Origin of the sequence: Salinibacterium hongtaonis (genome assembly GCF_003065485.1) — a bacterium.
GTDB classification, from domain to species: domain Bacteria; phylum Actinomycetota; class Actinomycetes; order Actinomycetales; family Microbacteriaceae; genus Homoserinimonas; species Homoserinimonas hongtaonis.
Genome location: NZ_CP026951.1, coordinates 55,741 through 80,446, shown reverse-complemented (window position 1 = coordinate 80,446; position 24,706 = coordinate 55,741). Strand labels below are relative to the sequence as shown.

Below are 24,706 nucleotides of genomic sequence, written 5' to 3'. Positions count from 1 at the left end.
ACACCCTCCACGGCACGTCGACCGGCACCCCCGGCCCGGACCGCCTGAACGAATGGGCAGACGATGACCAATCTCACCCCCCGCCAGCGACTTAGCCGTCTCGATGTCAAGGTCTCCCCCTACCTCTACATCGCCCCGTTCTTCGTGCTCTTTGCCGCGACCGGCCTCTACCCCCTCATTTACACCTTTGTCGTCTCGCTCCACGAGTGGGACCTGCTCAAAGGTCAGGGCGAGTTCATCGGCCTCACCAACTTCGTCAGCATCCTTCAAGACCGGTTCTTCTGGAACTCGCTCTTCAACACGTTCAGCATCTTCTTGCTCTCGGCCATCCCGCAGCTCACGGTTGCCGTGTTCCTCGCCGCGGTACTCGACAGCAATATCCGCGGCAAGACGTTTTGGCGCATGAGCGTGCTGCTGCCCTACGTTGTCACCCCCGTTGCCGTCGCGATCATCTTCAGCAACCTGTTCGGCGACCAGTACGGCCTCATCAATAACCTGCTCAAGAACTTTGGGATGGATCCCATCGCTTGGCATCAAGACACCTTCGCCAGCCACGTGGCAATCGCGACGATGGTCAACTGGCGCTGGACCGGCTACAACGCCCTCATCCTGCTCGCCGCGATGCAGGCGGTCCCGCGCGATCTGCACGAGTCGGCCGCCCTCGACGGAGCCAGCGCGTTCCGCCGCTTCTTCTCGATCACCCTGCCGGGCATCCGCCCCACCATGATCTTCGTCATCATCACCGCCACGATCGGCGGCCTGCAGATCTTCGCCGAGCCCAAGCTGTTCGACCCGTCGACCGCAGGCGGCATCGGCGGGGCCCATCGGCAGTTCCAAACGACCGTGCTCTATCTATGGGAGATGGCGTTCTTCCGCCAAGACTTTGGCGAGGCAGCTGCCATCGCCTGGATTCTCTTCTTGCTGATCATCGTCATCGGCCTCATCAACTTCGGGCTATCGCAGCGCATCGGCTCGGCCGAGGTCAGGGTGAGCAAGCGGCGCACGAAGAAGCGTCTCGCCGAAATGCGAGAAGCGCAGGCCCCCCAGATCGAGGCGGCTGTCACCACACCCGGCACCATCGCAGAGGACGCGAAGCTATGACCACCACCGTCAGGCCCCCCGCCGCAGCGGCACCGCCCGCAGCCCCTCGACCCCCGGCCGCTCCCCGGCGCCGCAGGGCCGTAGGCCTTGATCGCCGACCCGGCTGGTTCGTCTATGCAGTCCTCATCGTGGTCTTGCTCGGCTCGGCCTACCCGTTCTGGTGGTCGTTCGTCATCGCCTCCCGCGATAACAGCGCCCTGGGCACTCCATGGCCTCCGCTGATCCCCGGCGGCAACTTCTGGAGCAACGCCCTCACCGTGTTCGATGCCGTGCCGTTCTGGCAGGCCCTCGCCAACAGCATCATCGTGGCATCCGTCATCACGTTCTCGGTCGTCACCTTCTCCACGCTCGCGGGCTACGCGTTCGCCAAACTGCGCTTTCGCGGCCGCAACTGGCTCATGGTGGCCGTGATCGCCACGATGGCGATCCCGACTCAGCTCGGCATCATCCCGCTCTTCATCCTGATGCGTCAGTGGGGCTGGACGGGCGAGATCGGGTCCGTGATCGTGCCCACGCTGGTCACCGCATTCGGCGTGTTCTTCATGCGGCAATACCTGGTGGATGTGATTCCCGACGAGCTGATCGAGGCCGCCAGGGTCGATGGTGCATCCATGATCAGCACCTTTTGGCACGTGGGGGTTCCCGCGGCTCGGCCCGCAATGGCCATCCTGGGCCTGTTCACCTTCATGACCGCGTGGACCGACTTTCTCTGGCCCATGCTCGTGCTGCCCAACAACCCCACCCTGCAGGTGGCGCTCTCGCAACTGCAGTCGGGCTACTACGTCAACTTCTCCATCGTGCTCGCCGGCGCGGTGCTGTCGACACTCCCCCTGCTCGTGCTGTTCATCATCGCCGGCAAGCAGCTCATCTCTGGAATCATGCAAGGAGCAGTGAAGGGCTAAATGCCTCAGACACTCATCACCCACCTCCCCCACAACTTTGTGTGGGGCTCGGCCACTGCGGCCGCCCAGATCGAAGGCGCCGCCCACAACGACGGCAAAGAAGACTCGATCTGGGATGCTTTCGCTCGCGTTCCCGGCGCCATCGCCCAGGGCGACACCCCCGAGGTCGCGGTCGACCACTACAACCGCATGCCGGCCGACGTTGAGGTGATGAAGCGCATCGGGCTGCAGTCCTACCGGTTCTCCACCAGCTGGGCCCGCATCAAGCCCGGAGACCGCGAGGTCAACAAAAAGGGCCTCGAGTTCTACAGCCGCCTGGTCGACGAACTACTCGACGCAAACATCCTTCCGTGGCTCACCCTGTATCACTGGGACCTGCCGCAGGCTCTGCAGGAGAAGGGCGGTTGGGCTAACCGCGACACGGCCTACCGCTTCCGCGACTACGCGGCGACGGTGCATGAGGTGCTCGGCGACAGAGTCGACCACTGGACCACCTTCAACGAACCGCTGTGCTCGTCCCTCATCGGTTATGCGGCGGGCGAGCATGCCCCCGGTCTGCAGGATCCCCGTGCTGCCCTCGCCGCAGTGCACCACCAGCACCTCGCCCACGGGCTGGCCACAACGGCCCTTCGGGAGCTGGCGGCGCAGCCCCTCGAGATCGGCATCACGCTCAACCTGACCAACGCGGTGCCCAACGACCCGACGGATGCCGTCGATCTCGAGGCCGCCCGCCGCATCGACGCGCTATGGAACCGCATGTTCCTCGAGCCGATCCTGCTCGGCGCGTACCCCGTGGACCTTCTCGATGATGTGCGGGATTACGGGCTCGCCGAGCTGATTCTCCCCGGCGATCTGCAGACGATCTCGGCACCCATCGACTTTTTGGGCGTCAACCACTACCACGACGACAATGTCAGCGGTCATCCGCTGCCCGCGGGCACTCCGGCTGGGTTGCAGCCGACGCCGAGCCTCAAGTCATCGCCTTTCGTCGGGTCGGAATACGTGACCTTTCCCAGCCGCGACCTGCCCCGCACTGCGATGGGATGGGAGGTCAACCCCTCGGGGCTGCGCACCCTCCTGGTGCGGCTCACGCAGCAGTACCCCACGCTGCCCCCGCTCTATGTCACCGAGAACGGCGCCTCCTACGATGGCGACGTCGTTATCGATGGCCGGGTCTCTGACCCGGAGCGCGCCGCCTACATTCGCGCACATGTCGAGGCCGTCAACGATGCTGTCGCCGACGGCGCCGACGTGCGAGGATACTTTCTCTGGTCGCTGCTCGACAACTTCGAGTGGGCGTGGGGATTCGACAAGCGGTTCGGCATCGTGCACGTGGATTACGACACCCAGGTGCGCACAATTAAAGACAGCGGGCTCGAGTACGCCAGCATCATCGCGGAGCACACGAGCGTCCATGCTTAGACTGGCACCCAGCACCACCCTGACCGAAAAGGATGCAGCGTCATGAGCATCGGCGAAGCCTCCGCGGCAAGCGCTCCCACACTCGAGAGAGTGGCGGAGCTCGCCGGGGTGTCACGCTCAACGGTCTCACGCGTGGTCAACGGGAGCCCCAATGTCACACCTGAGGTTGTCACTGCGGTCACCGCGGCAATCGACCGCCTCGGTTATGTGCCCAACCGTGCGGCTCGGTCGCTGGCGAGCCGTCGCACTCACGCGATCGCCCTCGTCATCCCCGAGAACACGGCCAAGTTCTTCGCAGACCCTTATTTTGCGTCCGTAATCCAGGGTGCCGCGATGTACCTGGCCGACACCGAGTACACGCTCAGCCTGCTCATCGCCTCCGAGACCGAGTCGGAGAAGACCCGGCGATACCTGCAGGGCGGCAACGTCGATGGGGCGCTCATCCTCTCGCATCACAGCGACGACAGCTCCTATGTGCAACTGTCACAGCGCATGCCCGTGGTCTTCGGTGGCCGCCCCATGAGCGAGGACAGCTCGCAGAGCTACTTCGTGGACGTCGACAACGTTGCCGCCGCTCGTGAGGCCACTCAGTACCTCATCGATCACGGCAAGAAGAACATCGCCACGATCAGCGGACCCCACGACATGGCCTCCGGCATCGACCGTACTCAGGGCTGGCGCGAGGCTCTCGAGGCGGCCGGGCTCGACGCCTCGCTTCACGAAGAGGGCGACTTCTCCCCCAGTGGCGGCGAACAGGCGATGCGCCGGCTCCTCGATCGCGGGCAACCAATCGATGGGCTCTTCGCCGCGAGCGCGCAGATGGCCTCAGGAGCGCTGGTGGCGCTGCGCGAGCACGGCCTCCGCGTGCCAGAAGACATCGGCATCGTCAGCATCGACAACGACTACTACGCCCAAAACTCGCTGCCGCCGCTCACAACGATCGACCAGCCGTCGGTGCGGCAAGGATCGGCCATCGCCGAGGTTGTGGTGCGGCTCATCAATGGGGAGGACGTGCCTCGCCGCACGATCATCCCCACACACCTGATCGAGCGCCAGTCGGTCTAGACGAGGTCGGGCAGGGGCCGCTGGGTCGCGCAGCGCCTATGCGCCCGCGGGTTTGGCGACGGCTTCGCCCACGAACTCGACCTCGACGGAGGCCTTCTCCAGGCGGGCGCGGATGACCGCCATCGATTCATCACTGCGGTCCACGAGCACAAATTTGCGCCCAAGGGCCGCGGCAACTGCCCCCGTCGTGCCGCTTCCGGCGAAAAAGTCGATGACCCAGTCTCCCGGCCGTGACGACGCCTGCACGATGCGGCGAAGGATGCCCTCGGGCTTCTGAGTGGGATAGCCGGTCTTCTCATAGCCGGTGGGCGAGACGATCGTGTGCCACCACACATCGGTCGGCAGCTTTCCTCGCTCCGCCTTCTCGCGGGTCACAAGGCCCGGCGCCATATAGGGCTCGCGATCGACCGCCTCGGAATCGAAGTGGTAAGCATCCGGATTCTTCACATAGACGAGAATCGTGTCGTGTTTTGTGGGCCACCGGCTCTTGGACTTGGCCCCGTAGTCATAGGCCCAGATGATCTCGTTGAGAAAGCAATCGCGGCCAAAAAGGGCATCGAGCATGACCTTGGCGTAGTGCGCCTCGCGGTAATCGAGATGCAGATAGAGCGTGCCGTCATCGGCGAGGAGGCGCCAGGCCTCCATGAGTCGTGGTTCGAGAAACGACCAGTAATCCTCGAAGTGGTCGTCGTAGCTCATGAGATCGCCGCGGATGCGCTCGTAGTTCTGGCCCTTAAAGCCGCGAACGGAACCCTCGGCACTGCGCACACTCGTCGTTGTCTGACGGGTCTGACTCCGACCGGTGTTGAAAGGAGGGTCGAGGTAAACGAGGGTGAATGCGCCATCGGGGAGCCCGGCGATCAGCTCGAGGTTGTCGCCCTGCATCACCCGGTTCGGGCAATCGGGGGTCCAGGCGGTCATGGCACCATCCTCCCACCCGCTGGCACCGCTCTCGTGCCGAGAGCCCGCGGGAGAGGGCAGGTCAGTGCCGTACGGGCAGCACGATGGGGCGGCCCGTCTCGGGTTGATGCAGAATCTGCACCTCGAGCCCATAGGCATTGCGCACGAGATCCGCAGTGAGAACCTCGGCAGGGGTGCCGACCGTAACCATGCGCCCGTCCGCGAGCAGGGCAATGCGATCGGCATACGCTCCCGCGAGCGAGAGGTCATGAAGCACAACCACGACGGCGCGCCCCTCCGAAGCGAGTCGGCGGGCGACCCGCATCACATCTTCTTGGTGACGCAGGTCCAGGGCGGCCGTGGGCTCGTCGAGAAAGACGACGGGGGTGCTCTGGGCGAGAACGCGAGCGAGCGACACCCGCGCCTTTTCACCACCCGACAGGGAGGTGAAGCGGCGATCGACCAGGTGCGTCACGTCCGTTGAGGCAAGCGCCGCGTCGATGACCTCGTCATCGTTATCGATATCCGTCACGCGAGACCAGGGACTGCGCCCCATCTCAACGACCTCGCGAACGCGGAATGGAAAGCTGACCGAGTATTCCTGCGTGAGCACCGAGCGCAACTGAGCCAGCTCAAGATGCTTGAGCGTGGCGACATCGCGCCCGTCGTACTCGACCCGACCCTCGGCAGGGGCACGGTCGCCCGAAAGCACGCCGAGCAGGGTCGACTTGCCCGCACCGTTGGGCCCCACCAGGGCCAAGACTTCGCCGCCGCGGATATCGAGCGAAACATCCCGCAGCAGCGTGGCACGGTCGATCGTGACCCCAATGCTGCGGGCCGAGACCGTCACAGAGTTGGCCGCCATCACGCCCACCCCCCGCTCTGCTTGCGGGCACGGTAGAGCAGGTAGAAGAAGAACGGCCCGCCAACGAGCGACGTGAGCATGCCGATGGGCAGGTCAGCCCCCGAGATGAGGGTGCGCGCCAGGATGTCGGCGAAGACCAACAGAACACCGCCGCCGATGGCGCTGGCCAGGATGAGCGGCCGGTGAGCGGGGCCGATAGCCATACGGATGATGTGGGGCACCACCAGGCCGACGAACGCGATGATGCCGCAGAAGGCGACCGCGACACCCGTCAGCAGGGCAACGAGCACGATCGATACGACACGCAGTTGCTCCACATTGACGCCGAGATGCTTGGCGGCGCGCTCACCGAGCGCGAGCAGGTCGTAGCGACGGGCGGCGAACATCGCGCCGATGATGCCGGCGATTGTGACGAGCGCAACGATCGCGACCTCGTTCCACCGAACGCCATTCATCGAACCGAGCTGCCAGAAAACGATCTGTTCACGGCTCGACGCGTCACCGGCGAACATGAGCATGGCGAGCCCCGCCCCCGCGAACGCGTTGATCGCGATTCCGGTGAGCAGCAGGGTGACAACCTCGGTGCGGCCGCTCGAGCGAGAAACAAAGTACACCAGCAGCACCGACAACAGGCCTGTGGCGAATGCCATAACGGCCACGATCCATCCGCCAAAGGCCGTGAGCCCAAAGACGATCGCGGCGGCAGCGCCAAGGGCGGCACCGGATGACACCCCAACGACGCCGGGCTCGGCCAGCGGGTTGCCGAAGATCGCCTGCATTACGGCACCGGCAACCGCCAGCGCAGCACCGACGACGAGGCCCATGACGATGCGCGGGAACCGCACCGCCCACAGGGTGGCTTCAACGATGGGGTCGGTGGGAGCCCATTCGTTCTGGATTCCCATCGCCTGAAGAATCGAGCCGATCACCTCGGTAGGGGTGACGGGCAGCTGGCCGAGCATCGCCGACAGCAGAACGCCGCCGAGCAATGCGACAACGAGCACAAGGGTGAGCACCACGCCTCTGCGGCGCGTGCGAGTCTTTTCGTTCACGGCACCCGCTTGAGCCACGCATCGGTGGCGAACTTCTCGGTGACCAGCTGCTCGGCCTTGGCCATCTCGTCGGGCGTGATCTCGTCGGGCGTCAGGCCATACAGTCCGCGGAACGTGTCGACCATCCGCTCGATAATCGCGTCACGGCTCAGCCCCGTCTGCGTCTTGAGCGGGTCGACCCTCTTGTTGGCGCTCTTGGTGCCCTTGTCGCTCATCTTCTCGCGGCCGATGCGCAGAACCTCGACCATGCGGTCCCGGTCCATGTCGTAGCTCATGGTCACGTGATGAAGGACGGCGCCATTGCCGAGACGCTTCTGGGCAGCTCCGCCAATTTTGCCTGACGGGCTCGTGATGTCGTTGAGCGGCTGGTAGCTCGCGTCGATGCCGAGGGACTTGAGCGCCGTCACGGCCCACTCATCGAGGAACGCATACGAATCGGCGAACGTGAGGCCCTGCACCAGATCGCCCGGCACATAGAGCGACCATGTGATGATTCCGCCGGCCTCCATGAACATGGCGCCACCACCGCTGATCCGGCGCACAACGTCGATGCCATACTTCTCGGCGTTGGCGAGATCCACCTCGTTCTTGAGGGACTGAAAGCTGCCGATCACGACGGCCGGTTCGTTCCACTCCCAGATGCGCAGAGTCGGCCCGCGGCGGCCCTCGCCCACTTCTTCTGTGAGCACCTGGTCGAGAGCGAGGTGCAGGCGAGGCGGCAGCGCTTCGCCGTGGATGAGCTTCCAGTCGTAGTCGGTCCAGCTACTGGCCTTCGAGAGGGACCGGCGGATGGCGATGGCCACCGACTCGGGAGAGAAACCCAAGAGCTGCGCGCCATCGGGCAGGGCCCGGCTGATCGCGGTTGCGATGCTCGCCGAATCACTGGACTCTGGCATGCCGTTAACTGCGGCGTTAATGTCGTCGAGGGCGCTGTCTGGCTCGAGAAAGAAGTCACCGGCGAGCCGGAAGTTAGCAATGCGGCCCTGCTCAATATCGAGGTCGACGACAACAAGCTTGCCACCGGGTACCTTGTACTCCCCGTGCATGCCGGGTCCTCCTCGCTCTTTGCTTAGGCAAGCCTAACTGGCGCGCGGCGCTCGTGCGCACGACGGCCCCGCGCGCAGAGGGGCAGCGGTCGGTGACGTCTAGCTCGGGATGCGAGCATCCAGCCACTCGAGGGTGTCGGCGATGACCTCGTCGCGGTTGGTCTCGTTGAAGATCTCGTGCCGCGCTTCGAGGTAAACGATGAGCTCGACGTCCGTAAGCCCCGAGCGTGTGATGTAGGCCTCGGCCAAGAGTTCGGCGCTGCGCTCACCGCCAAAGCTGTCGTCGCTGCCCACCTGGATGAGCAGGGGAACGTCGTGAGCAAGGTCGCGGGCGGGCTTGCCCATCAGTCGGAGGCTGTCGCGCAGGCCCAGCTGTTTGATTGCCGATGCCGCAAACGCGAGGGGGTCGTCGGAGAATGCCGCCGCCACCGCAGGGTCGCGGCTGAGCCACTCATTGCCCGTGGTTCCGAGATGGGCGTGCTTTGCGTTGAGCTTGCCGCCGTTCATGTGGCGGAACGTGCGCAATGCGCTGCCGCTCAGCACGACTGCGTCAAAGTCTTCGGAATGCTCGTTGAGGATGATCTGCGCGAGGAGCGATCCCCAACTGTGGCCCACCATCACCACGGGAACGCCGGGGTTCTCGGCGCGGATGATGGCCGTCATCTGGCGAACGTCGGCGACGGTGGCCCGCAACCCGCCGGGCCCGAGGCGGCCCATCTTCTCTGGCTCCCCCGGCCACTGAGTTGCTCCAGTGCGGCCGTGGCCTCGGTGGTCGTCGGCATAGACCGTGTAGCCGGCGGCCACGAAGTCTTGCGCGACCTGCTCGTAGCGCAGGGCATGGTCGCCTAGGCCGTGGGCGATCTGCACGATGGCCCGCGGTGTTCCGACCTTCCACTGATAAAAGTGGATCTCCACGCCCTCGGGGTCGACGAAGCTGCGATCCTTGCGTTCGGCGGTGAAGCGAATCACGGTGACTCCTCCGTCATAGTGGTGTTCCAGTGTAGAGCCAGGGCCGCTGCGGCGCCCGGTTCAGGCGCTGACGGCGTCGTCGCTAGGATCGCCCCAACATCCCTTCTTCTAAGGCGGTCATTGGTGCCCGAACGCGAAATTCTTACGCCTACTGAGCTGTGCCTGCCGAACGGCCAGCTAAACCCGGATGCCGTGGGCTTCTATCGCAGCCCGCTTCTGAACACCGGTGGCATCGGCACTGGGCTCTACGGCTGGGGTCGCAACAAGCGCTGGGAGTACTGGGGCGTTACGACGCCCTCCCACATCCTGGCCATTACGGTGTCGAGCCTCGACTATGCGGGCCTGCACCAGGTATGGGCGTTCGATCGGGCGACGGGCGAGGCCGTCGACGCGACCGAGATCACGATGCCGTGGGCCGGCCCCACGCTGCCGGGCACGCTGGGCGCGGGTCGGACTCATGTGCGGGTGGGCGACCTGGAGATCACGATCGACGAGGTCGAGGGTGGCACGCGACTGCGAGGGTCGACCCCGCGCGTGAGCTTCGACGTGATGGCGCACCGCCCAGAGGGGCACGAGTTCATGGGCGTTGTTGTGCCGTGGTCGAAGCGTCTGTTTCAGTACACGGTGAAGGACGTTGCGCGCCCCGCGACGGGATCCATCACGATCGATGGCGTGACCTCTACGGTGCAGCAGGGTGAGAGCTGGGCCGTGCTTGACCACGGTCGAGGCCGCTGGCCGTACACACTCACCTGGAACTGGGGCGCTGCATCCGGCGTCGTCGACGGCCGCACGATTGGGGTGCAACTCGGCGGCAAGTGGACCGCGGGGTCTGGATCAACCGAAAACGCTCTGGTGATCGATGGCCGCATGCACAAGATCAGCGAGGAGCTGGTGTGGGATTACGACCAGGAGGATTGGCTGCGCCCGTGGCGCATCACCGGCGAGCGTGCCGACCTAACTTTCACACCGTTCTATGACCGGGTCTCGACTACCAATTTTGTGGTTATCGCCTCGGCGACCCACCAGTGCTTCGGTTTCTATTCGGGCTGGATGGCCGACGATTCGGGCGAGCGAGTGCCGGTCGATGGCGTTCTGGGGTGGGCCGAGCATGTAACGAACCGATGGTGACCTGAGGGCCGCACCCGTCACTGCCAGCGGCGTCGGCGGAAGTCTGGCGTTCTGCGTGGCGATTTGCTTAGCAAAGCTAATTTGTTAGGCTAATTGTCGATGCCGAATCACCCCAACCCCACCCTCAGACTCACGATCGCCCGCCTCGCCCGGCGCATGCGGTCGCAGCGAGCTCGCGATGACATCAGCGACGGCCAGCTCGCGGTGCTCTTTGGCCTGCTTCAGCACGGCCCGCTCAGCATCGGCGAACTCAGCACGCGAGAGCGCGTGACCCCGCCCTCGATGAACCGCATCGTCAACGCGATCGAGGACGCAGGCTTCGTTTCGCGGGGTTCCTCCCCCGACGACGGTCGAAAAGTGATCGTCACCCTCACCGATGCGGGGCTTGAGATCACGCAAGAAACCCTCCGCCGCCGGGACGCGTGGTTTGCCCAGCGCCTCTCGCAGCTCGCCCCAGAGAAGCTCGCCATCCTCCGCGCCGCCGAGCCCGTCCTCCGAGAGCTGGCCGAGGAATGAAGTCAATGTTCCGCTCGCTCTCCATCTACAACTATCGGCTCTGGTTCGCCGGTGCACTCGTCTCCAACATCGGCACGTGGATGCAGCGCACTGCACAGGACTGGATCGTGCTCACGGACCTAACGGATCACGACGCAGCAGCGCTCGGCGTGACGATGGCTCTGCAGTTCGGCCCAGCGCTCGTGCTCACCCCCATCACCGGTCTCATCGCCGACCGGGTCGACAAGCGCCGCATGCTCATGCTCACCCAGGTCTTGCTCGGCGTGCTCGGACTGGGGCTCGGGCTCATCGTGGTTCTTGGCGTCGCGCAGCTCTGGCAGGTCTACGCCTTCGCGCTCGCCCTCGGAGTGGTTTCGGCGTTCGATGCTCCCTCGCGTCAGGCGTTCGTCTCCGAGCTGGTGGGAGAGAAAGATCTCACGAATGCCGTTGGTCTCAACTCGCTCTCGTTCCACAGCGCTCGCCTTGTGGGGCCCGCCGTGGCGGGCATCCTGGTGGCCCTCATCGGCGCTGGATGGGTATTCCTCATCAATGCGGCGTCGTTCATTGCGGTGTTCGTTTCGCTCACCCAGATGCGGCGCAATGAATTGACGCCGTCACGGCCAGCACCGCGGACCAAGGGCCAGATTCGAGACGGATACCGCTATGTGCGCGGTCGACCCGACATCGTCGTCACGCTCGTGATGGTGTTCCTGGTGGGCACTTTCGGCTTCAACTTCGCAATTTTCATCTCCACGATGGCCACGGTCGAGTTCGGCCAAGGAGCCGGCGAGTTCGGGCTTCTCTCATCGCTCATGGCGGTCGGCGCCGTCGCCGGTTCGCTCATCGCGGCGCGGCGCGAGCGGCCACGGCTGCGCATCGTGACAGCGGCAGCCGCAGCCTTTGGAGTGGCGTGCATGATCGCGGCCGTCATGCCTAACTACGTCTCGTTCGCCGCAGCGCTCGTGCTCGTGGGCCTCAGCTCACTCACCATGATGACGAGCGCCAATGCCTATGTTCAAACGACGACACCGCCCGAGCTGCGCGGCCGAGTCATGGCCCTCTACCTGGCCATCTTCATGGGCGGAACCCCCCTCGGCGCCCCCGTCACGGGCTGGATCACCAACGAGCTTGGTCCGCGTTGGGGCCTCGGCCTTGCGGCAATCTCCGGCCTGCTCGCCGCCGCGATCGCCCTGTGGTGGATGATCCGCCATCGTGGACTGCGTCTGCGCCTCTACCGCGGCGAACGACGCGTGCGCATGGAGTACCTCGGCGACGGCCGAGCGGTCGTCAAGGATGAGGTGAGCCCGGATGCTGCGACCCGAGAAATCGCGGTCGTCGAGGCAAACAACCAAAAGAGCTAAGCGCTCGCTAGGCCTCGCGGGTGATGTCAACGCGCACGAACATTTCTGAGGCGGTGCCGCCCGAGTACACGCCCTTCAGCGGCGGAACATCTCCATAGTCACGACCTCGGCCCACGAGCACGTGGCGGTCGCCAATATCGATGCCGTTTGTGGGGTCAAACCCGCACCAGACCCCGCAAAACCATTCGACCCATGCATGGGATTCGCCCTCCTGGGTAACCCCCACGATGGGCTCAGGGTCTGGGTGCAGATAGCCGGAGACATAGCGAGCGGGGATGCCGATCGAGCGGAGAGCCCCGAGCGCGAGGTGAGCAAAGTCTTGGCAAACCCCTTTGCGTTCTACCCAGGCCTCTGCCGCGGTCGAGTTGACGCCCGTAATGCCGCTGACGTAGTCGAGCTGCTCACCGATTGCGATGCAGATTCGCCGCGCGGCATCGCACGGTCCGGCGGAGGTCTCCGCAATCGCGACGGCGAGTTCGGCCAGTTCAGCAGGTGGGGTCGTGCGCTCACTCTGCTCAAGATGCTCGACCGTCTCGACGAGGCGCTCGACTTCGGCGGCGAGGTCATCCCAACCGATCGCCTCATGGTCGTGTCGGCGATGGCTCACCTCCACGAGGCTCGTCGACGTGAGCGAGAGCTCGTGGTGGCCACTCAATGCCTCGAACGCCGAAACTCTGCTGCCCCAGTAGTCCATGTATTCGTGGTGGCTCGACGCCGGCTGGATGTCGATGCTCGCGTGCAAAACAAACTGGCCGTCGGTCGTGATGGGCAGCATCCTGGCCTCGTTGTATGACGCGGCGACGGGAGAGGTGTAGCGAAACCCCGTAATGTGACGGACGCGTAACCGGTTCATGTGGTTTCCCCTACCCAGCTGGGGGCGGCATCGTTGGGAAAGTACCGCAGCCGCGCCTGCTCCGAAACCGAGCTCGTGGCGAGTTGCACGCTCTCCATATGTGCGGGCAAGTCTTCGAGGATCTCGGCGATGGGTCGGTACTCGATTTCGCTGCGGATTTGGCCGAGCATGCGCCTGCTCTGATCGGGTGCCGCCGTCTCGGACCTCGGTTCGATCTCGTCGAGGCAATGCTCCGCCCTCGTGAGGGAGAAAAGGATGCTGCGGGGGAACTGCCGATCAAGCAGCAGAAACTCCCCCGCACGCACGGCGCTGGGCGAACCGCTGTGCGTACGCAGATACGACTCATAGGCACCGCAACTGCGCAGGATGGTGGTCCATGATGGCCCGCTGTCTTCTGTGAGTGAGCGCGTGGCCAGAAGCCGTGCCGTCATATCGGCGCGCTCGAGGCTCCTGCCGAGCGTGAAGAAATACCAGGCTTCGTCGCGTCGCGTCGCCGACTCGATGATGCCAACGGCGAGCGCCGAGCGCTCCCGAACCCACGCGATGAAGGCGTGCACCTTGTCGTCGGCGACCTTGCGCGGCGTGCGCGCCCGCGTGGTGTTGAGGCACTCCCATAGTTCGGTTGAGACGATCTCGCGAGCCCGGCGGGCATTCTCCCGTGCCGCGCCCAGCGAGAAGGCGATCGCGGTGGGTTGGGAACGGTCGACGGCGAGCAGCGAGAGCACGTCCTGCCGGGTCATGTCGCCGGTCTCGGGAATCTTGGCTCCCATCACTTCGAGGATGGAACGGCACGCGAGATTCTCGTCAATCCAGGGGTCCTCGAGCAGCAGTTGCAGGTGCGCGTCGAGCACACTCGCGGTGCCATCGGCTCTCTCGATGTAACGCCCGATCCAAAAGAGTGATTCGGCGATTCGGCTCAGCATTGCCGTGTCTCCCGACTTTGTTGTTGTTGTTCGTGTTGTCGTTGCCCAGACGCCGCATCGGCCGGAGCGTGGTCTTGCAACCTCTCGCCTCGGGAGAATGCGGATGGGGCACGTCGGTCGGGTCCGACGGGCCACGCGGGTTCGTGCACATCACCTACGACCCAGGTGTCTTTTGAGCCGCCTCCCTGACTGCTGTTGACCACGAGTTCGCCCTCGGGCAGGGCCACTCGCGTGAGCCCACCCGGCAGCACCCAGATATCGCGCCCGTCGTTGACGGCGAACGGGCGCAGGTCGGCGTGCCTCGGGCGCATGCCGTCATCGACGAGTGTGGGAATCGTGGAGAGCTGCACGAGCGGTTGGGCAATCCACCCTCGCGGGTCGGCCACGAGCCTGAGGCGCAGTTCATCGAGCTCGGCCCTGCTGGCATCCGGCCCGATGACGAGCCCCTTGCCGCCGGAGCCATCGACCGGCTTAACGACGAGTTCGTCGAGTCGATCGAGTACCTCGGCAAGCGATTCCGGGTCTTCGAGTCGCCAGGTTGTCACATTGGGCAACAGCGGCTCTTCGCCGAGAAAGTAGCGGATGAGGTCGGGCACATACGTGTAGACGAGCTTGTCGTCGGCCACCCCGTTTCCGACCGCATTGGCAATCGTGACCCGACCGAGCCGGGCGGCAAGCAGCATTCCCGGTGTGCCCAGCACGGAATCCGCCCGAAAGTGCAAAGGATCGAGGTATTCGTCGTCGACGCGGCGATAGATCACATCCACACGGGTGGGCCCCGCCGTCGTGCGCATGTAGACACTTCCGCCAGAGCAAAAGAGATCGCGCCCCTCGACGAGCTCGACGCCCATCAGCCGGGCAAGCAGCGTGTGCTCAAAGTAGGCGGAGTTGTGAACACCGGGGGTGAGGACGACAACGGTCGGGCTTTCCACGCCAGCGGGCGCGCTCGCCCTGAGCGCCCCGAGAAGCTTGCTCGGGTAGTCGGCGACGGGGCGCACCTTCATGCTCGCGAACAGCTCCGGCAGGGTTTGGCTCATGACCCGTCGGTTCGAGATCACGTAACTCACCCCGCTCGGCACGCGCACATTGTCCTCGAGCACGCGCCAGGCGCCCGCTTCATCCCTGATCAGGTCGATGCCGCTGACCTGGATGCGCACCCCATTTGCGGGCTCGATTCCTACGGCAGCCCGATGAAAATGGGTCGAGGAGGTCACGAGCCTCGCCGGGATGATGCCGTCGCGCACCGCGGTCTGGGGGCCATAGGCGTCAGCGAGAAAGGCCTCGAGGGCTCGCACCCGCTGCTGCACCCCGGCCGAAACCGCCTTCCACTCCTGCTGCTCAATGAGCCGGGGCACGGCGTCAAGGGGGAACGGCCTCTCCTCGCCGGCAAAGTCGAAGGTGACCCCCTGGGCCAGATAGGAGTTGGCGAGGTCTTCTGTGCGACCGCGCAGCTCCGCCTGGGTCATCTTTGCCAGGCCAGCGTGGAGCTCCTTATACCCGGGGCGCACCCCGCTGCTCTGATCGAACATCTCGTCCCAGGGCGCAGCCCCACGGCGGCGGCTAACGCCACTGCCGTATCCCTCGAAGAGCCCGTCCATGTCCGGAGCCTAGGGACGCACTATTGCGCGGGTGTTTCGAGCAGGTAGCCCTGCAGGTTACCGATTGCGGCGGCCCGCCGGGGCTGCGATCCGTCGACTATTCGGGTGCGAGCGCCCCGCGCATGAGCGCTGCCAGAGCGGGGAGACCGCCTGCCGAGTAGGCCGCCCTTTGACGATCGGCGCCCGTCCCTTCGGCAAAAAGCCGGTCGATCCACTCGGTTACTCGCTCGGCGTCTCCCTCTGCGGCGAGTGCGGCGGCCGTGTGCTGAAGCAGCGCATCCACAACCGTGCGCGACACCTCGAGTTCGCCCGTGAACGGGTGCACAAGCCGGTGAGAGATGCCATCACGGGCGGCAAGCCACAGCGCAGAATCGATGAGCTCAGGGTGGAGCGGGTCAGCGGGCTTCTCCTCGGCGAGCGCGGTGCTCACGAGTGCGCGGATCAGGAGCGCCACCAGCACCGAGTGCCATGCCTCAAGCTGCGCGTCGCCTACGCGCACCTCAATGGTCGGGAACTTGCGAGAGAGCCGGATATTCCAGGCGATTAGCGCGTCGTCGAAGGTTCCCCCGACCCCCACGATGCGGGCGGAACGTCGATCGTAGTCATCCGCGTCGACGAAGGCGGGCGGGGTGCCCCTGGTCGCCCATCGCTGAAGCTGGATGATGCGGTAGCTAGAGAACCCGGTGTCTTCACCCTTCCACAGCGGTGAGTTGGTGGCGAGGGCAGCGATGACGGGCATCCAGACACGGAGCGCGTTCATCGCTCGCACCCCGGATTCACGATCGTCGATGCCTACGTGCACATGCAATCCGCCGTAGAAGTATTCCTTGGCCACGTGGCGGTACTCATCCAGCACTCGGTGATACCGGGACTTGTCGGTGAGCACGATGGGATTTGCCACGAGCGGGTAGGTGCCCGTTGACGCGGCGATGACACCGACGCTCGTCGCCGCATCCCGCAGCCTCCGGCGAAAGCCGATGAGGTCGGCGAGCGCGGCCTCGGCGGTCTCGCACACCGGGGTTGGCCGCTCCAGCTGGCTCAGCAGAAACTCGCGCTGAATGTTGCGGCTCTCGCCGCGCTCCACCCGCAGGGCGCGATAAACAGCAGGCGCCTCGTCCCGGGGTGCGAGGGTCATAGGGTCGAGAATGGCGTATTCCTCTTCCATGCCGAACGTTGCCATCTGGTCTCCTCTCGTCCACACTCCTGCGAACGTAACTGCATCCCGGCACCAGCGCCTTCAGAAAGTCGCCGACCGGTCGTGCTACAGCTGTAGAGGTTACCGCGCGCTGGCGGGCACCGTGAGGTGCTCGATGACGGTGCCGAGCCGATCCACCGCCCAGTCGAGGTCCGCTTGCTCGATGACGAGGGGCGGGGCCAGGCGGATGCTGGAGCCGTGGGTGTCTTTCACGAGCACACCCTCGGCGAGCAGCAGTTCGCACACCCTCCTGCCGGTAGCGAGGCTGGGATCGATATCGATGCCGGCCCAGAGCCCGGCACCCCTCACGGCAACGACGCCCGAGCCGACCAGCGCGCGCAGTCGCGCGTGCATCCTCTCGCCCAGCTCGGCCGCCCTGCGCTGCGGAGCCCCGTCTGCAAGCATGCGCACGACCTCGGTGCCCACAGCGGCGGCAAGGGGGTTGCCGCCAAAGGTGGAGCCATGCTGGCCGGGCTCCAGAACGCCCAGGATGTCGCGGTTGCCCACGACGGCAGAGACGGGGACGATGCCACCGCCGAGGGCCTTGCCCAGCAGGTAGAGGTCGGGCACGACCCCCACGAGGTCACAGGCGAAGGTTGTGCCGGTTCTGCCGAGGCCCGATTGAATCTCGTCGGCGACCAGCAGCACGTTCTCTCTGGTGCAGAGGTCTCTCAGCTGCGGCAGGAACGCGGGCGGCGGCACGATCACTCCGGCCTCACCCTGAATCGGCTCAACAAGAACGGCGACGGTGTTCTCGTCTATTGCTGCCGCCACAGCGGCGGCATCTCCATAGGGCACGGTGCGAAAACCCGGGGTGAACGGCCCAAAATCGGCGCGCGCATCCTGATCGTCGCTAAAGCTCACGATTGTGGTGGTTCGGCCATGAAAATTGCCCGCCATCACGATGATGTTCGCCCGGTCAGACTCCACGCCCTTGACCCTGTATCCCCACGCCCGCGCAACCTTGATGGCCGATTCCACGGCCTCCGCTCCCGTGTTCATCGGCAGCACCATGTCTTTGCCGGCGAGGGCGGCCAGTTCGGTCACGAACGTTCCGAGCCGGTCATTGTGGAACGCACGGCTAGTGAGCGTGATGCGGTCGAGCTGTGCTTTGGCGGCGTCGATTAGGCGCCGGGGCGAGTGCCCAAAGTTCACGGCGGAGTAGGCCGCAAGACAGTCAAGATATCGGCGGCCATGCACGTCGGTCACCCAGGCGCCCTCCCCCGTAGCAATAACCACGGGCAGCGGGTGGTAGTTGTGAGGGCTGTGCTCGTCAACCGCCGAGATGAAGGCATCGGATGCCGCGGGCGGCGTAGATCCGCTGGTCGGCGTCACCGCCGCTGGCGTGGTGTCGGCGAGTGTCCCAACCCTCGGCCTCATGGCACTCATCGTCGCAACTCCAGGGTGCAGCATTTGACGCCGCCGCCGCCGCGCAAAAGCTCGTCGAGCTCCACCCCGACGGGCGTATAGCCGCGCTCGGTGAGCTGCCGGGCGAACCCGCGGGCTCTCTCGGCGATCACCACCGATGCGCCGTCGCTGAAGCAGTTGAGGCCGAGCACCACCGCGTCGGACTCCGCGACGCGGATCGCATCGGGATACCGTCTCTCGAGCTCGAGCCTGCTCTGTTCGCTGAAGGCGGCTGGCAGGTACGCAATGGTGGGAACAGCGCCCTCGGCCGGTTCGGGATCGAGCACGGCGAGCGCCGTATCGAGGTGGTAGAACCGGGGGTCAACTAGCTCAAGCCCCACGACCTCCCTGCCAAAAATGTCGGCGAGCTCCCGGTGGCTCGCGCGATCGCTGCGAAAGCCGTATCCGGCCAGAATCGACTGGCCCGCCAGGAGAAAGTCACCTTCGCCCTCGTTGACGTGGTGTGGCTGGTGCACCGTATAGCCGGCCTGCTCGAACCAGCGCATATAGGCGGGGCCCTCTGCTGCCCGCTCCTCGTGGGCGAACAGTGCGCCATAAGCGACCCCGTCGAGAACGAATCCGCCATTGGCCGCATAGACCATGTCGGGCAGGCTCTCGACGGGGTCAATGACCTCAACGGCAATGCCGAGCGCCAGGTATGTCTCGTACAGCGACTCCCATTGGCGCACGGCCCGGCCAGTATCCGTCGGCTCCTGCGGGTGCATCCACGGGTTGATGCGGTAGCTGACGGTGAAGTGGTCCGGCCGACACATGAGCACTGTGCGGGATGTTGCGCGGCGGGCTGCGCTATCGGGTGTGGCAGCAGCGTCACGCCCTGGCGTGGCATCGGTGAGCGTCATAGTTTCAGTCTCACAGCGGGAGTTGGCACGATTTCGCGAACATACGACGAGATCCTGCGTCATAACCGCCATACACGCACGAATTCTTCGTAGTGTGGGCGTCATGGACAATCTGGACACCGGCATCCTGACGCTGCTTCGCAAGAACGCGAGGGCGGGATATGGCGACATCGGCGACGTGATCGGGCTTTCGGCCTCCGCAGTCAAGCGCCGGGTCGACCGGCTCGTCGCCGACGGAGTGATTCGCGGCTTCACCATCCAGGTCGACCCCGCCGTCGACGGACTCGGCACCGAGGCCTATGTCGAGCTGTTCTGCCGCGGCACCGTTTCGCCGGGCGACCTGCGCAGGATGCTCGGCGAAATCCCCGAGGTTGTCGGTGCCGGAACCGTGAGCGGCAGCGCCGACGCGATCGTGCACATGCGCAGCCGCGACATCACGAGTTTGGAGGCCGCTATCGAACGGGTGCGCGATGCCCCCAATGTTGACCACACCCGCAGTTCGATCGTTCTCTCGAAGCTGATCGAGCGAGCGCGAGACTGACTCGGCAGCGGTTCTAGATGATCCATTCGTCGTCGGTGAGAAAGTTCTCGAGCAGCGACTCCTCCTGACGATCAGCGCTGCCGGGCCAGAATTCTTCGAACGCCACAATCCAGTGGGCCGCATCCCTCAGGGGCGCGGCGGTGAGCTCGCTCAAGCGCGCCGTCCCTGCTCGCTGCCGCGCTATGAGCCCCGCATTTTCGAGAACCTTCAGGTGGCGCGAAACGGCGGGCTGGCTAATGCTGAAGGGGGCGGCCAGCTCGGCAACGGTTGCGTCGCCATCGCGCAGGATGCTCAAAATACGCCGACGCGTGGGGTCGGCGAGAGCTCCGAAAACCTGGTCGAGATTGGCCTGCCCTGCCATTCATAACTCCAACGTTTTAGAACAAGAAGGTTAAGAATAGCGAGGTCTTCACCGAGTTACTCGAAATATGTTGTCACGTAATGAGGCGCGCCGAATGGTGACGAATTGCTACAACTGTTAAATGACCACCGCTACACTCCCCGTCCTCGATCTTTCCCGCCTGAACCAGGGCGATGACGAGGCCGCAGCGTTCCGTCGCGAGCTGCGAGACGCGACCCACGAATACGGTTTTTTCTACCTCACCGGGCACGGCATCCCGCACGAACTCTTCGATGGAATCATCGGCACAGCGCGCGAGTTCTTTGATCTGCCCGACGCAGACAAACTCGAAATCGAGAACATCAAGAGCCGCCACTTTCGCGGCTATACCCGTGTCGGCGGAGAGCTCACGCAGGGCAGGGTCGACTGGCGCGAGCAGATCGACATCGGCCCCGAGCGCGCCGCCGTCGAGAAGGGCGAGGGCGTAGCCCCCTTCTGGACCCTCGAGGGCCCCAACCAGTGGCCCACCGCGCTGCCGCACCTGCGCGACGTTGTGGCCGAATGGCAAGCTCAGATGGATGCCCTCTCGATCACGCTCATGCGCGCCTGGGCCGAATCCCTCGGCGCTGACCCTGACGTGTTCGACGCGGCATTCGCCCACGAGCCGTCGACCTTGATCAAGATTGTGCGCTACCCCGGCAAGGATGACCCCGAGCCCCAGCAGGGCGTTGGCGCCCATAAGGACTTCGGCGTTCTCACCCTGCTCTATGTCGAGGAGGGCAAGGTCGGCTTGCAGGTCGAGAAGGACGGCGACTGGATCGACGCTCCGCCGCTCCCCTACGCCTTTGTCGTCAACATCGGCGAACTTCTCGAAGTCGCGACGGAGGGCTATCTGCGGGCCACCATCCACCGGGTGGTCTCACCCGGCTCGGGGCAGGACCGCATCTCGGTGCCCTACTTCTACGCACCGGCCCTCGACGCCACGATTCCCTCGATTCCGCTGCCGGACGAGCTGCGGGCACAGGCGGGCGGCGTGACCGCCGATGCGCACGGCGAACCGCTGTTCTCTACCTATGGCGAGAATGCCATCAAGAGCCGGCTGCGCGCGCATCCCGATGTCGCCGCGATCCACCACCCCGAACTCGTGAGCGCACGCACGGCGGCACCCACCCACTAGGGGGCAGTCGCCACTAGAACTCGATCTTGGCGATGGCCGGGTCGGCGTAGCCATAGCGATGTGCCGTGAGGGTCACGGTTTGCGTGCGCAACATCGGCAGCAGCTCGAGGCGCCCCGAGGTTGTGATCGGCGCTGAATAGACGCCGATTTCTGGGCGGTGCACGAGGGCAATTGCGGTCGCCTCGGCGGCCCCGCCGATTACGCGGATGTGCGGCGTCGTGACCTCGCCAGCCTGCAGCCTGGCGCACCAGCGGGCGTCGCTCTCCACGATCACTGTCGTCACCCTCAGCGGGCTCGCAGCGCTGCCGAAGAGCTGCATCAGCCCCGCGGCGACCGGCTCGGCAGAGCTGATCGCGATTCGGGCACCCGCCCTGGTGGCCGCCGCAAGCACACGAATGAGCTGCGCGGCGGAGGCCCCTTCCGAGAGGCGAATGGTGGTGGCAACGGGCAGGTGACGAACCACCGTGCGCAGCGTGCGAAACTCAGCGAGTTCCACGGGGTCGCGGTAGTGGCGCCGCCAGGCCCGCTCATCGCTTTCTGCGCCGGCTCGCACGAGGTCGAACTCCACGAACGACATCGACGGCAGTGCCGCGTCGATGAGAGATCGCACCTCGGGCGAGACGCCGTCGAGGCGCACTGACTGCTGCGGCTCCCCGAACACCGGCGCCCAGTCGGCCAGGGCAAGCACTCTGTCTGGTCCCGTGGTCGTGCCGCGCCATCCGCCGAATGGAAGGGTGTCTGGCGGCGGCCCGATCGTGGCGTGGTTTACATGGACGCTGCCCGAGTCCACGGAGTCGAGCCACAGCGCGATCTCGTCGAGCGTGAGCGAATAGAGGGCGGCGGCGGGCGGATGGGCGGAGTTCTGAAGATCGATCGCCGCCTCGAGGGTGTCCACTGCGGTGAGCGCGATCACGGGGCCGGCGACGGCCCGTTCGACGGCGCTCTCTGCGGGGACCCCGTCCCGCACACCGGGCCGCCAGAGCTGCCCTGCCGCGTCCAAAGGCTCCGGCTGCACGAGCCAGCTCTCTCCGCTGCCGAGCACGCTCAGCGCCCGGCGCAGCCGCTCGGGAGCGGGACCGATCAGCGGACCTACCCGGGTGGAGATCTCGTGGGGGCGACCCGCAAACGAGGTGATGACGGCGTCGGCGAGCTCCCTGCGAAACTCGGCGGAGTCGAGCAGGGACCCCACCAGAATCACGAGGCGGGTGCCGTGCGGATGCTGCCCACCCCGCGCGAATGCGCTGGCCACGATATCGGCCGCGGCGAGGCGGTAGTCAGCGCTGGGAGTAACGATCACGGATGCGATGCCCACACTGTCGCCGATTGCGGGGCGTTCGGGCCTCCAGGACCGCAGCAGGGCCGCGGTGTCTCTGTCGCCCCAAAAGCTCACGCGGCCGATCGCAGGGTGAGCTACCGTGGCGCGGGCAATCGTTGCATCTTCTGGCGCGACCATCGCCACGAGGGCATGGTCGATTCCGGCCTCGTGAATCGCGGCAATCACGAGCGACGCGCTGCGCTGCGCCTGATGCGCCGGCTGCACAATCACTGCGGAGCCGGCGGCAAGCGCCGAGAGCACTCCGTCAACGGTGTCGGCGACGGGACTCGTCCACGAGGGGGCGACGAGGCTCACGGGCACCGCCACAAACGCGGCATTCTCCACGTCATCGAGCTCATGCACACGCCGTGCATATTCGCGGGCGAGCCATGAGGCGCGGCTGGCCTCGGCATCCGCCTCCGTCACCGTGGCTCCGACCTCGCTCACGAGCACCTCGATGATGCGCGCGCGATAGGCGTCGAGCACGAGCGCGATCTCCTCCATCGTCACGGCTCGGTCTGCCGCTGACCTGCCAGCCCACCCCGGCGCGGCCGCGGCGGTGTCGGCGACGATTCGCTCGAGGGCAGAAACGTCTCGCACCACCGCGCCCTGCACATCGGTGGCCTGCAGCGTCGATTGGGTCGATCGCTGCAGAATGCCGCGAGCCCAAGCCCTGTTCGCCGCGACTGTGGGATCGGTGCGGGCAATGTCGACAGCACCATCCGGGGTTTCGCGGTTTTGCACCCGAGCGGCCGGCGGAGCGGGCTCTGCGAGCGCCTCCACGGAGCGGAGGAACCGGGATGCTTCGCGGTCGAAGAGCGCAGCATCCGTGGCCATGGTGTCGGCTGCTGAGGCGAAGTTGCTCTCGTCGCCGATCTCGTCGAGCCTGCGACACAGGTATCCGGCCGCCGACGCCGCGTCGTGGACGGAGACGATGGGCGCGGAGAGCAGCACACCTCCTGTGCGGGACGCCACCAGCGGGACGTTGTTCAGCGTCATGCCGAGCAGCATTTCGTAGTCGACCCGGTGAGCGACCCCCCGAGCCTCGGCGAGCTGCTGGGCATAGGCGATCTCAAAAAGGTTGTGAGAGCCGATGCCCAGCTTCACCGCGTCGGTGCGCTCGGGCGTCAACGCCCAGTCGAGCACCCGCTTGAAGTTGGTATCCGCGTCGAGACGGGAATCCACCGGCGCCTGCGGCCAGCCTGCTGGCTCTGATTCAGCTCGCTCCTGCGCGAGATTCGCCCCCTTGACGAGTCGCACTTTAATGCCGGCGCCGCCCTCAGCCCGTCGGGCGATGGCCCATTCGGTGAGCCGCTGATAGCGTTCGAGCGCATCGGGCAGATAGGCCTGCACCACAATGCCGGCCTCATAGTTCTTGAGCTTGGGCCGATCGAGAAGCGTCATGAAGGCATCGAGGCTCAGCTCAACGTCGGCGTAGTCGAGGGTGTCGAGACAGATGAACTTTGTGGCGGCAGACGAGGCCGCGAACTCATAGAGCGGCTCAAGACGATCGATGACTCTCGCCCGGGATTCGTCGTGCGCCCACGTGTTGGTACGGCCCGCTATTGCCGCGATCGAGAGGGAAAGCTGATCGATGTCGGGGCGAGCGAGCAGCTCCCTGGCCTCGCTGAGGTGACGCTCGGCATCGTCGCTCGTGGTGATGGCGTCACCCAGCATGGTCACCGTCACGCGAACCCCGCGCTCCTTGAGTTCTGCGAGCCTTTTCTCCAGGTGGCGAGGGTCGGCATCGAGCATGAAGTGACGTGTGATCCTGCGGAACACTGCCCTGCTCAATGGCACGAAAGGCCAGGGCAGGAGCAGCGAGAAGCCTCCGCCCAGTTGCATGAGAACGCGCGCCCAGGGCGCGAGAGTCTCGGGCAGCTCACGGGACAGGATCTCGAAGTTGCGGCCAGCAACCCGCAGATCGTGGGGGCGCATCACACGGTCGACAAAGTCGATCGTCATGGCGCGAACATCGGCATCCCGCATGAGGGACGAGAGTCGGCGGGCATCACGTTCTGTGCCCGACTCGTCGGCGGCGGGGCGCTCCGCAAGCCATTGGCGCACGGTAGAAACGGATGCTTCTGCGAGTTCGGCTGCGTTGGTGGGGGGCTGCGACGCGGTCGGTTGCATGCTTCGAGGGTACTTGCGCGGCCCGAGAATCGGCGCAGGACGCCCGCTGTGGAGCGGC

22 protein-coding genes are annotated in these 24,706 nt (G+C 65.4%); 9 read left to right on the top strand and 13 right to left on the bottom strand.

Going from position 1 to position 24,706, the window contains the following annotated elements; translation table 11 throughout:
• Positions 1–63: 63 nt before the first annotated feature.
• From C2138_RS00400 to C2138_RS00385, 4 genes are read left to right on the top strand one after another with little or no spacing between them, the layout of a single operon-like run.
• Complete coding sequence (locus C2138_RS00400) at positions 64–1,101, top strand: carbohydrate ABC transporter permease (RefSeq protein ID WP_108514631.1); 1,038 nt, start codon at positions 64–66, stop codon at positions 1,099–1,101.
• Entirely contained in the window at positions 1,098–2,003 is a 906-nt protein-coding gene (locus tag C2138_RS00395; protein WP_108514629.1) for a carbohydrate ABC transporter permease, read from the top strand. The genes C2138_RS00400 and C2138_RS00395 overlap by 4 nt, the downstream gene beginning before the upstream one ends.
• Entirely contained in the window at positions 2,004–3,425 is a 1,422-nt protein-coding gene (locus C2138_RS00390; RefSeq protein ID WP_108514627.1) for a GH1 family beta-glucosidase, read from the top strand.
• A gap of 42 nt (positions 3,426–3,467) precedes the next feature.
• Positions 3,468–4,490, top strand: coding sequence for a LacI family DNA-binding transcriptional regulator (locus C2138_RS00385; RefSeq protein WP_108514625.1), 1,023 nt, complete (start codon positions 3,468–3,470; stop codon positions 4,488–4,490).
• A gap of 36 nt (positions 4,491–4,526) precedes the next feature.
• Here C2138_RS00385 and C2138_RS00380 read toward each other — a convergent pair whose 3' ends face one another.
• The 5 genes from C2138_RS00380 to C2138_RS00360 form a co-directional block, all read right to left on the bottom strand.
• Positions 4,527–5,411, bottom strand: a complete 885-nt coding sequence (locus C2138_RS00380; protein WP_108514623.1) for a DNA-methyltransferase — start codon at positions 5,409–5,411, stop codon at positions 4,527–4,529.
• A 61-nt stretch (positions 5,412–5,472) separates the two neighbouring features.
• Positions 5,473–6,255: a heme ABC transporter ATP-binding protein gene (locus C2138_RS00375; RefSeq protein ID WP_108518633.1), complete on the bottom strand. Its 783-nt coding sequence runs from the start codon at positions 6,253–6,255 to the stop codon at positions 5,473–5,475.
• The gene (locus tag C2138_RS00370) at positions 6,255–7,307 is read right to left on the bottom strand and encodes a FecCD family ABC transporter permease (RefSeq protein ID WP_233245522.1); all 1,053 of its coding nucleotides are present in this window, start codon (positions 7,305–7,307) and stop codon (positions 6,255–6,257) included. Before C2138_RS00370 ends, C2138_RS00375 begins: the two co-directional genes overlap by 1 nt.
• Positions 7,304–8,353: a lipoate-protein ligase LplAB gene (lplAB, locus tag C2138_RS00365; protein ID WP_108514621.1), complete on the bottom strand. Its 1,050-nt coding sequence runs from the start codon at positions 8,351–8,353 to the stop codon at positions 7,304–7,306. The genes C2138_RS00370 and lplAB overlap by 4 nt, the downstream gene beginning before the upstream one ends.
• Before the next feature lie 99 nt (positions 8,354–8,452).
• Positions 8,453–9,322 carry an alpha/beta fold hydrolase gene (locus tag C2138_RS00360; protein WP_108514619.1) on the bottom strand — a complete coding sequence of 290 codons (870 nt, stop codon included), beginning with the start codon at positions 9,320–9,322 and terminating at the stop codon, positions 8,453–8,455.
• A 123-nt stretch (positions 9,323–9,445) separates the two neighbouring features.
• On the opposite strand from C2138_RS00360, the gene C2138_RS00355 reads away from it, so the two are divergent.
• The 3 genes from C2138_RS00355 (at position 9,446) to C2138_RS00345 (ending at position 12,306) form a co-directional block, all read left to right on the top strand.
• Positions 9,446–10,450, top strand: coding sequence for a DUF2804 domain-containing protein (locus C2138_RS00355; RefSeq protein ID WP_199286547.1), 1,005 nt, complete (start codon positions 9,446–9,448; stop codon positions 10,448–10,450).
• 99 nt (positions 10,451–10,549) lie between these two features.
• Positions 10,550–10,966: a MarR family winged helix-turn-helix transcriptional regulator gene (locus tag C2138_RS00350; protein ID WP_108514616.1), complete on the top strand. Its 417-nt coding sequence runs from the start codon at positions 10,550–10,552 to the stop codon at positions 10,964–10,966.
• A complete protein-coding gene (locus C2138_RS00345; protein ID WP_108514614.1) occupies positions 10,963–12,306 on the top strand; it encodes an MFS transporter in 1,344 nt (447 codons plus the stop codon). Before C2138_RS00350 ends, C2138_RS00345 begins: the two co-directional genes overlap by 4 nt.
• A 7-nt stretch (positions 12,307–12,313) precedes the next feature.
• On the opposite strand, the gene C2138_RS00340 is transcribed toward C2138_RS00345, so the two are convergent.
• From C2138_RS00340 to ddaH, 6 genes are all read right to left on the bottom strand, one after another.
• Positions 12,314–13,159 (bottom strand): transglutaminase family protein, encoded by an 846-nt coding sequence (locus tag C2138_RS00340; RefSeq protein WP_108514612.1) that lies wholly within the window; start codon positions 13,157–13,159, stop codon positions 12,314–12,316.
• Positions 13,156–14,082 carry an alpha-E domain-containing protein gene (locus C2138_RS00335; RefSeq protein WP_108514610.1) on the bottom strand — a complete coding sequence of 309 codons (927 nt, stop codon included), beginning with the start codon at positions 14,080–14,082 and terminating at the stop codon, positions 13,156–13,158. The genes C2138_RS00340 and C2138_RS00335 overlap by 4 nt, the downstream gene beginning before the upstream one ends.
• A complete protein-coding gene (locus tag C2138_RS00330; protein WP_108514608.1) occupies positions 14,076–15,680 on the bottom strand; it encodes a circularly permuted type 2 ATP-grasp protein in 1,605 nt (534 codons plus the stop codon). Before C2138_RS00330 ends, C2138_RS00335 begins: the two co-directional genes overlap by 7 nt.
• 97 nt (positions 15,681–15,777) lie before the next feature.
• Positions 15,778–16,860, bottom strand: coding sequence for a carboxylate-amine ligase (locus C2138_RS00325; protein WP_108514606.1), 1,083 nt, complete (start codon positions 16,858–16,860; stop codon positions 15,778–15,780).
• A 96-nt stretch (positions 16,861–16,956) separates the two neighbouring features.
• Positions 16,957–18,255 (bottom strand): ornithine--oxo-acid transaminase, encoded by a 1,299-nt coding sequence (rocD, locus tag C2138_RS00320; RefSeq protein ID WP_108518630.1) that lies wholly within the window; start codon positions 18,253–18,255, stop codon positions 16,957–16,959.
• A 5-nt stretch (positions 18,256–18,260) separates the two neighbouring features.
• A complete protein-coding gene (ddaH, locus tag C2138_RS00315) occupies positions 18,261–19,142 on the bottom strand; it encodes a dimethylargininase (protein WP_108514604.1) in 882 nt (293 codons plus the stop codon).
• A 103-nt stretch (positions 19,143–19,245) separates the two neighbouring features.
• Between ddaH and C2138_RS00310 the strand changes: the two genes are divergently transcribed.
• Positions 19,246–19,683: an Lrp/AsnC family transcriptional regulator gene (locus tag C2138_RS00310; RefSeq protein WP_108514603.1), complete on the top strand. Its 438-nt coding sequence runs from the start codon at positions 19,246–19,248 to the stop codon at positions 19,681–19,683.
• Between the two features lie 13 nt (positions 19,684–19,696).
• Here the strand turns inward: C2138_RS00310 and C2138_RS00305 are convergent, their stop codons facing one another.
• Positions 19,697–20,044, bottom strand: coding sequence for an ArsR/SmtB family transcription factor (locus C2138_RS00305; protein ID WP_108514601.1), 348 nt, complete (start codon positions 20,042–20,044; stop codon positions 19,697–19,699).
• Between the two features lie 121 nt (positions 20,045–20,165).
• Here C2138_RS00305 and C2138_RS00300 point away from each other — a divergent pair, with 121 nt between their 5' ends.
• Complete coding sequence (locus tag C2138_RS00300; RefSeq protein ID WP_108514599.1) at positions 20,166–21,200, top strand: isopenicillin N synthase family dioxygenase; 1,035 nt, start codon at positions 20,166–20,168, stop codon at positions 21,198–21,200.
• 13 nt (positions 21,201–21,213) lie between these two features.
• Here C2138_RS00300 and C2138_RS00295 read toward each other — a convergent pair whose 3' ends face one another.
• Positions 21,214–24,648 carry a proline dehydrogenase family protein gene (locus tag C2138_RS00295; protein ID WP_159078092.1) on the bottom strand — a complete coding sequence of 1,145 codons (3,435 nt, stop codon included), beginning with the start codon at positions 24,646–24,648 and terminating at the stop codon, positions 21,214–21,216.
• Positions 24,649–24,706 lie beyond the last annotated feature (58 nt).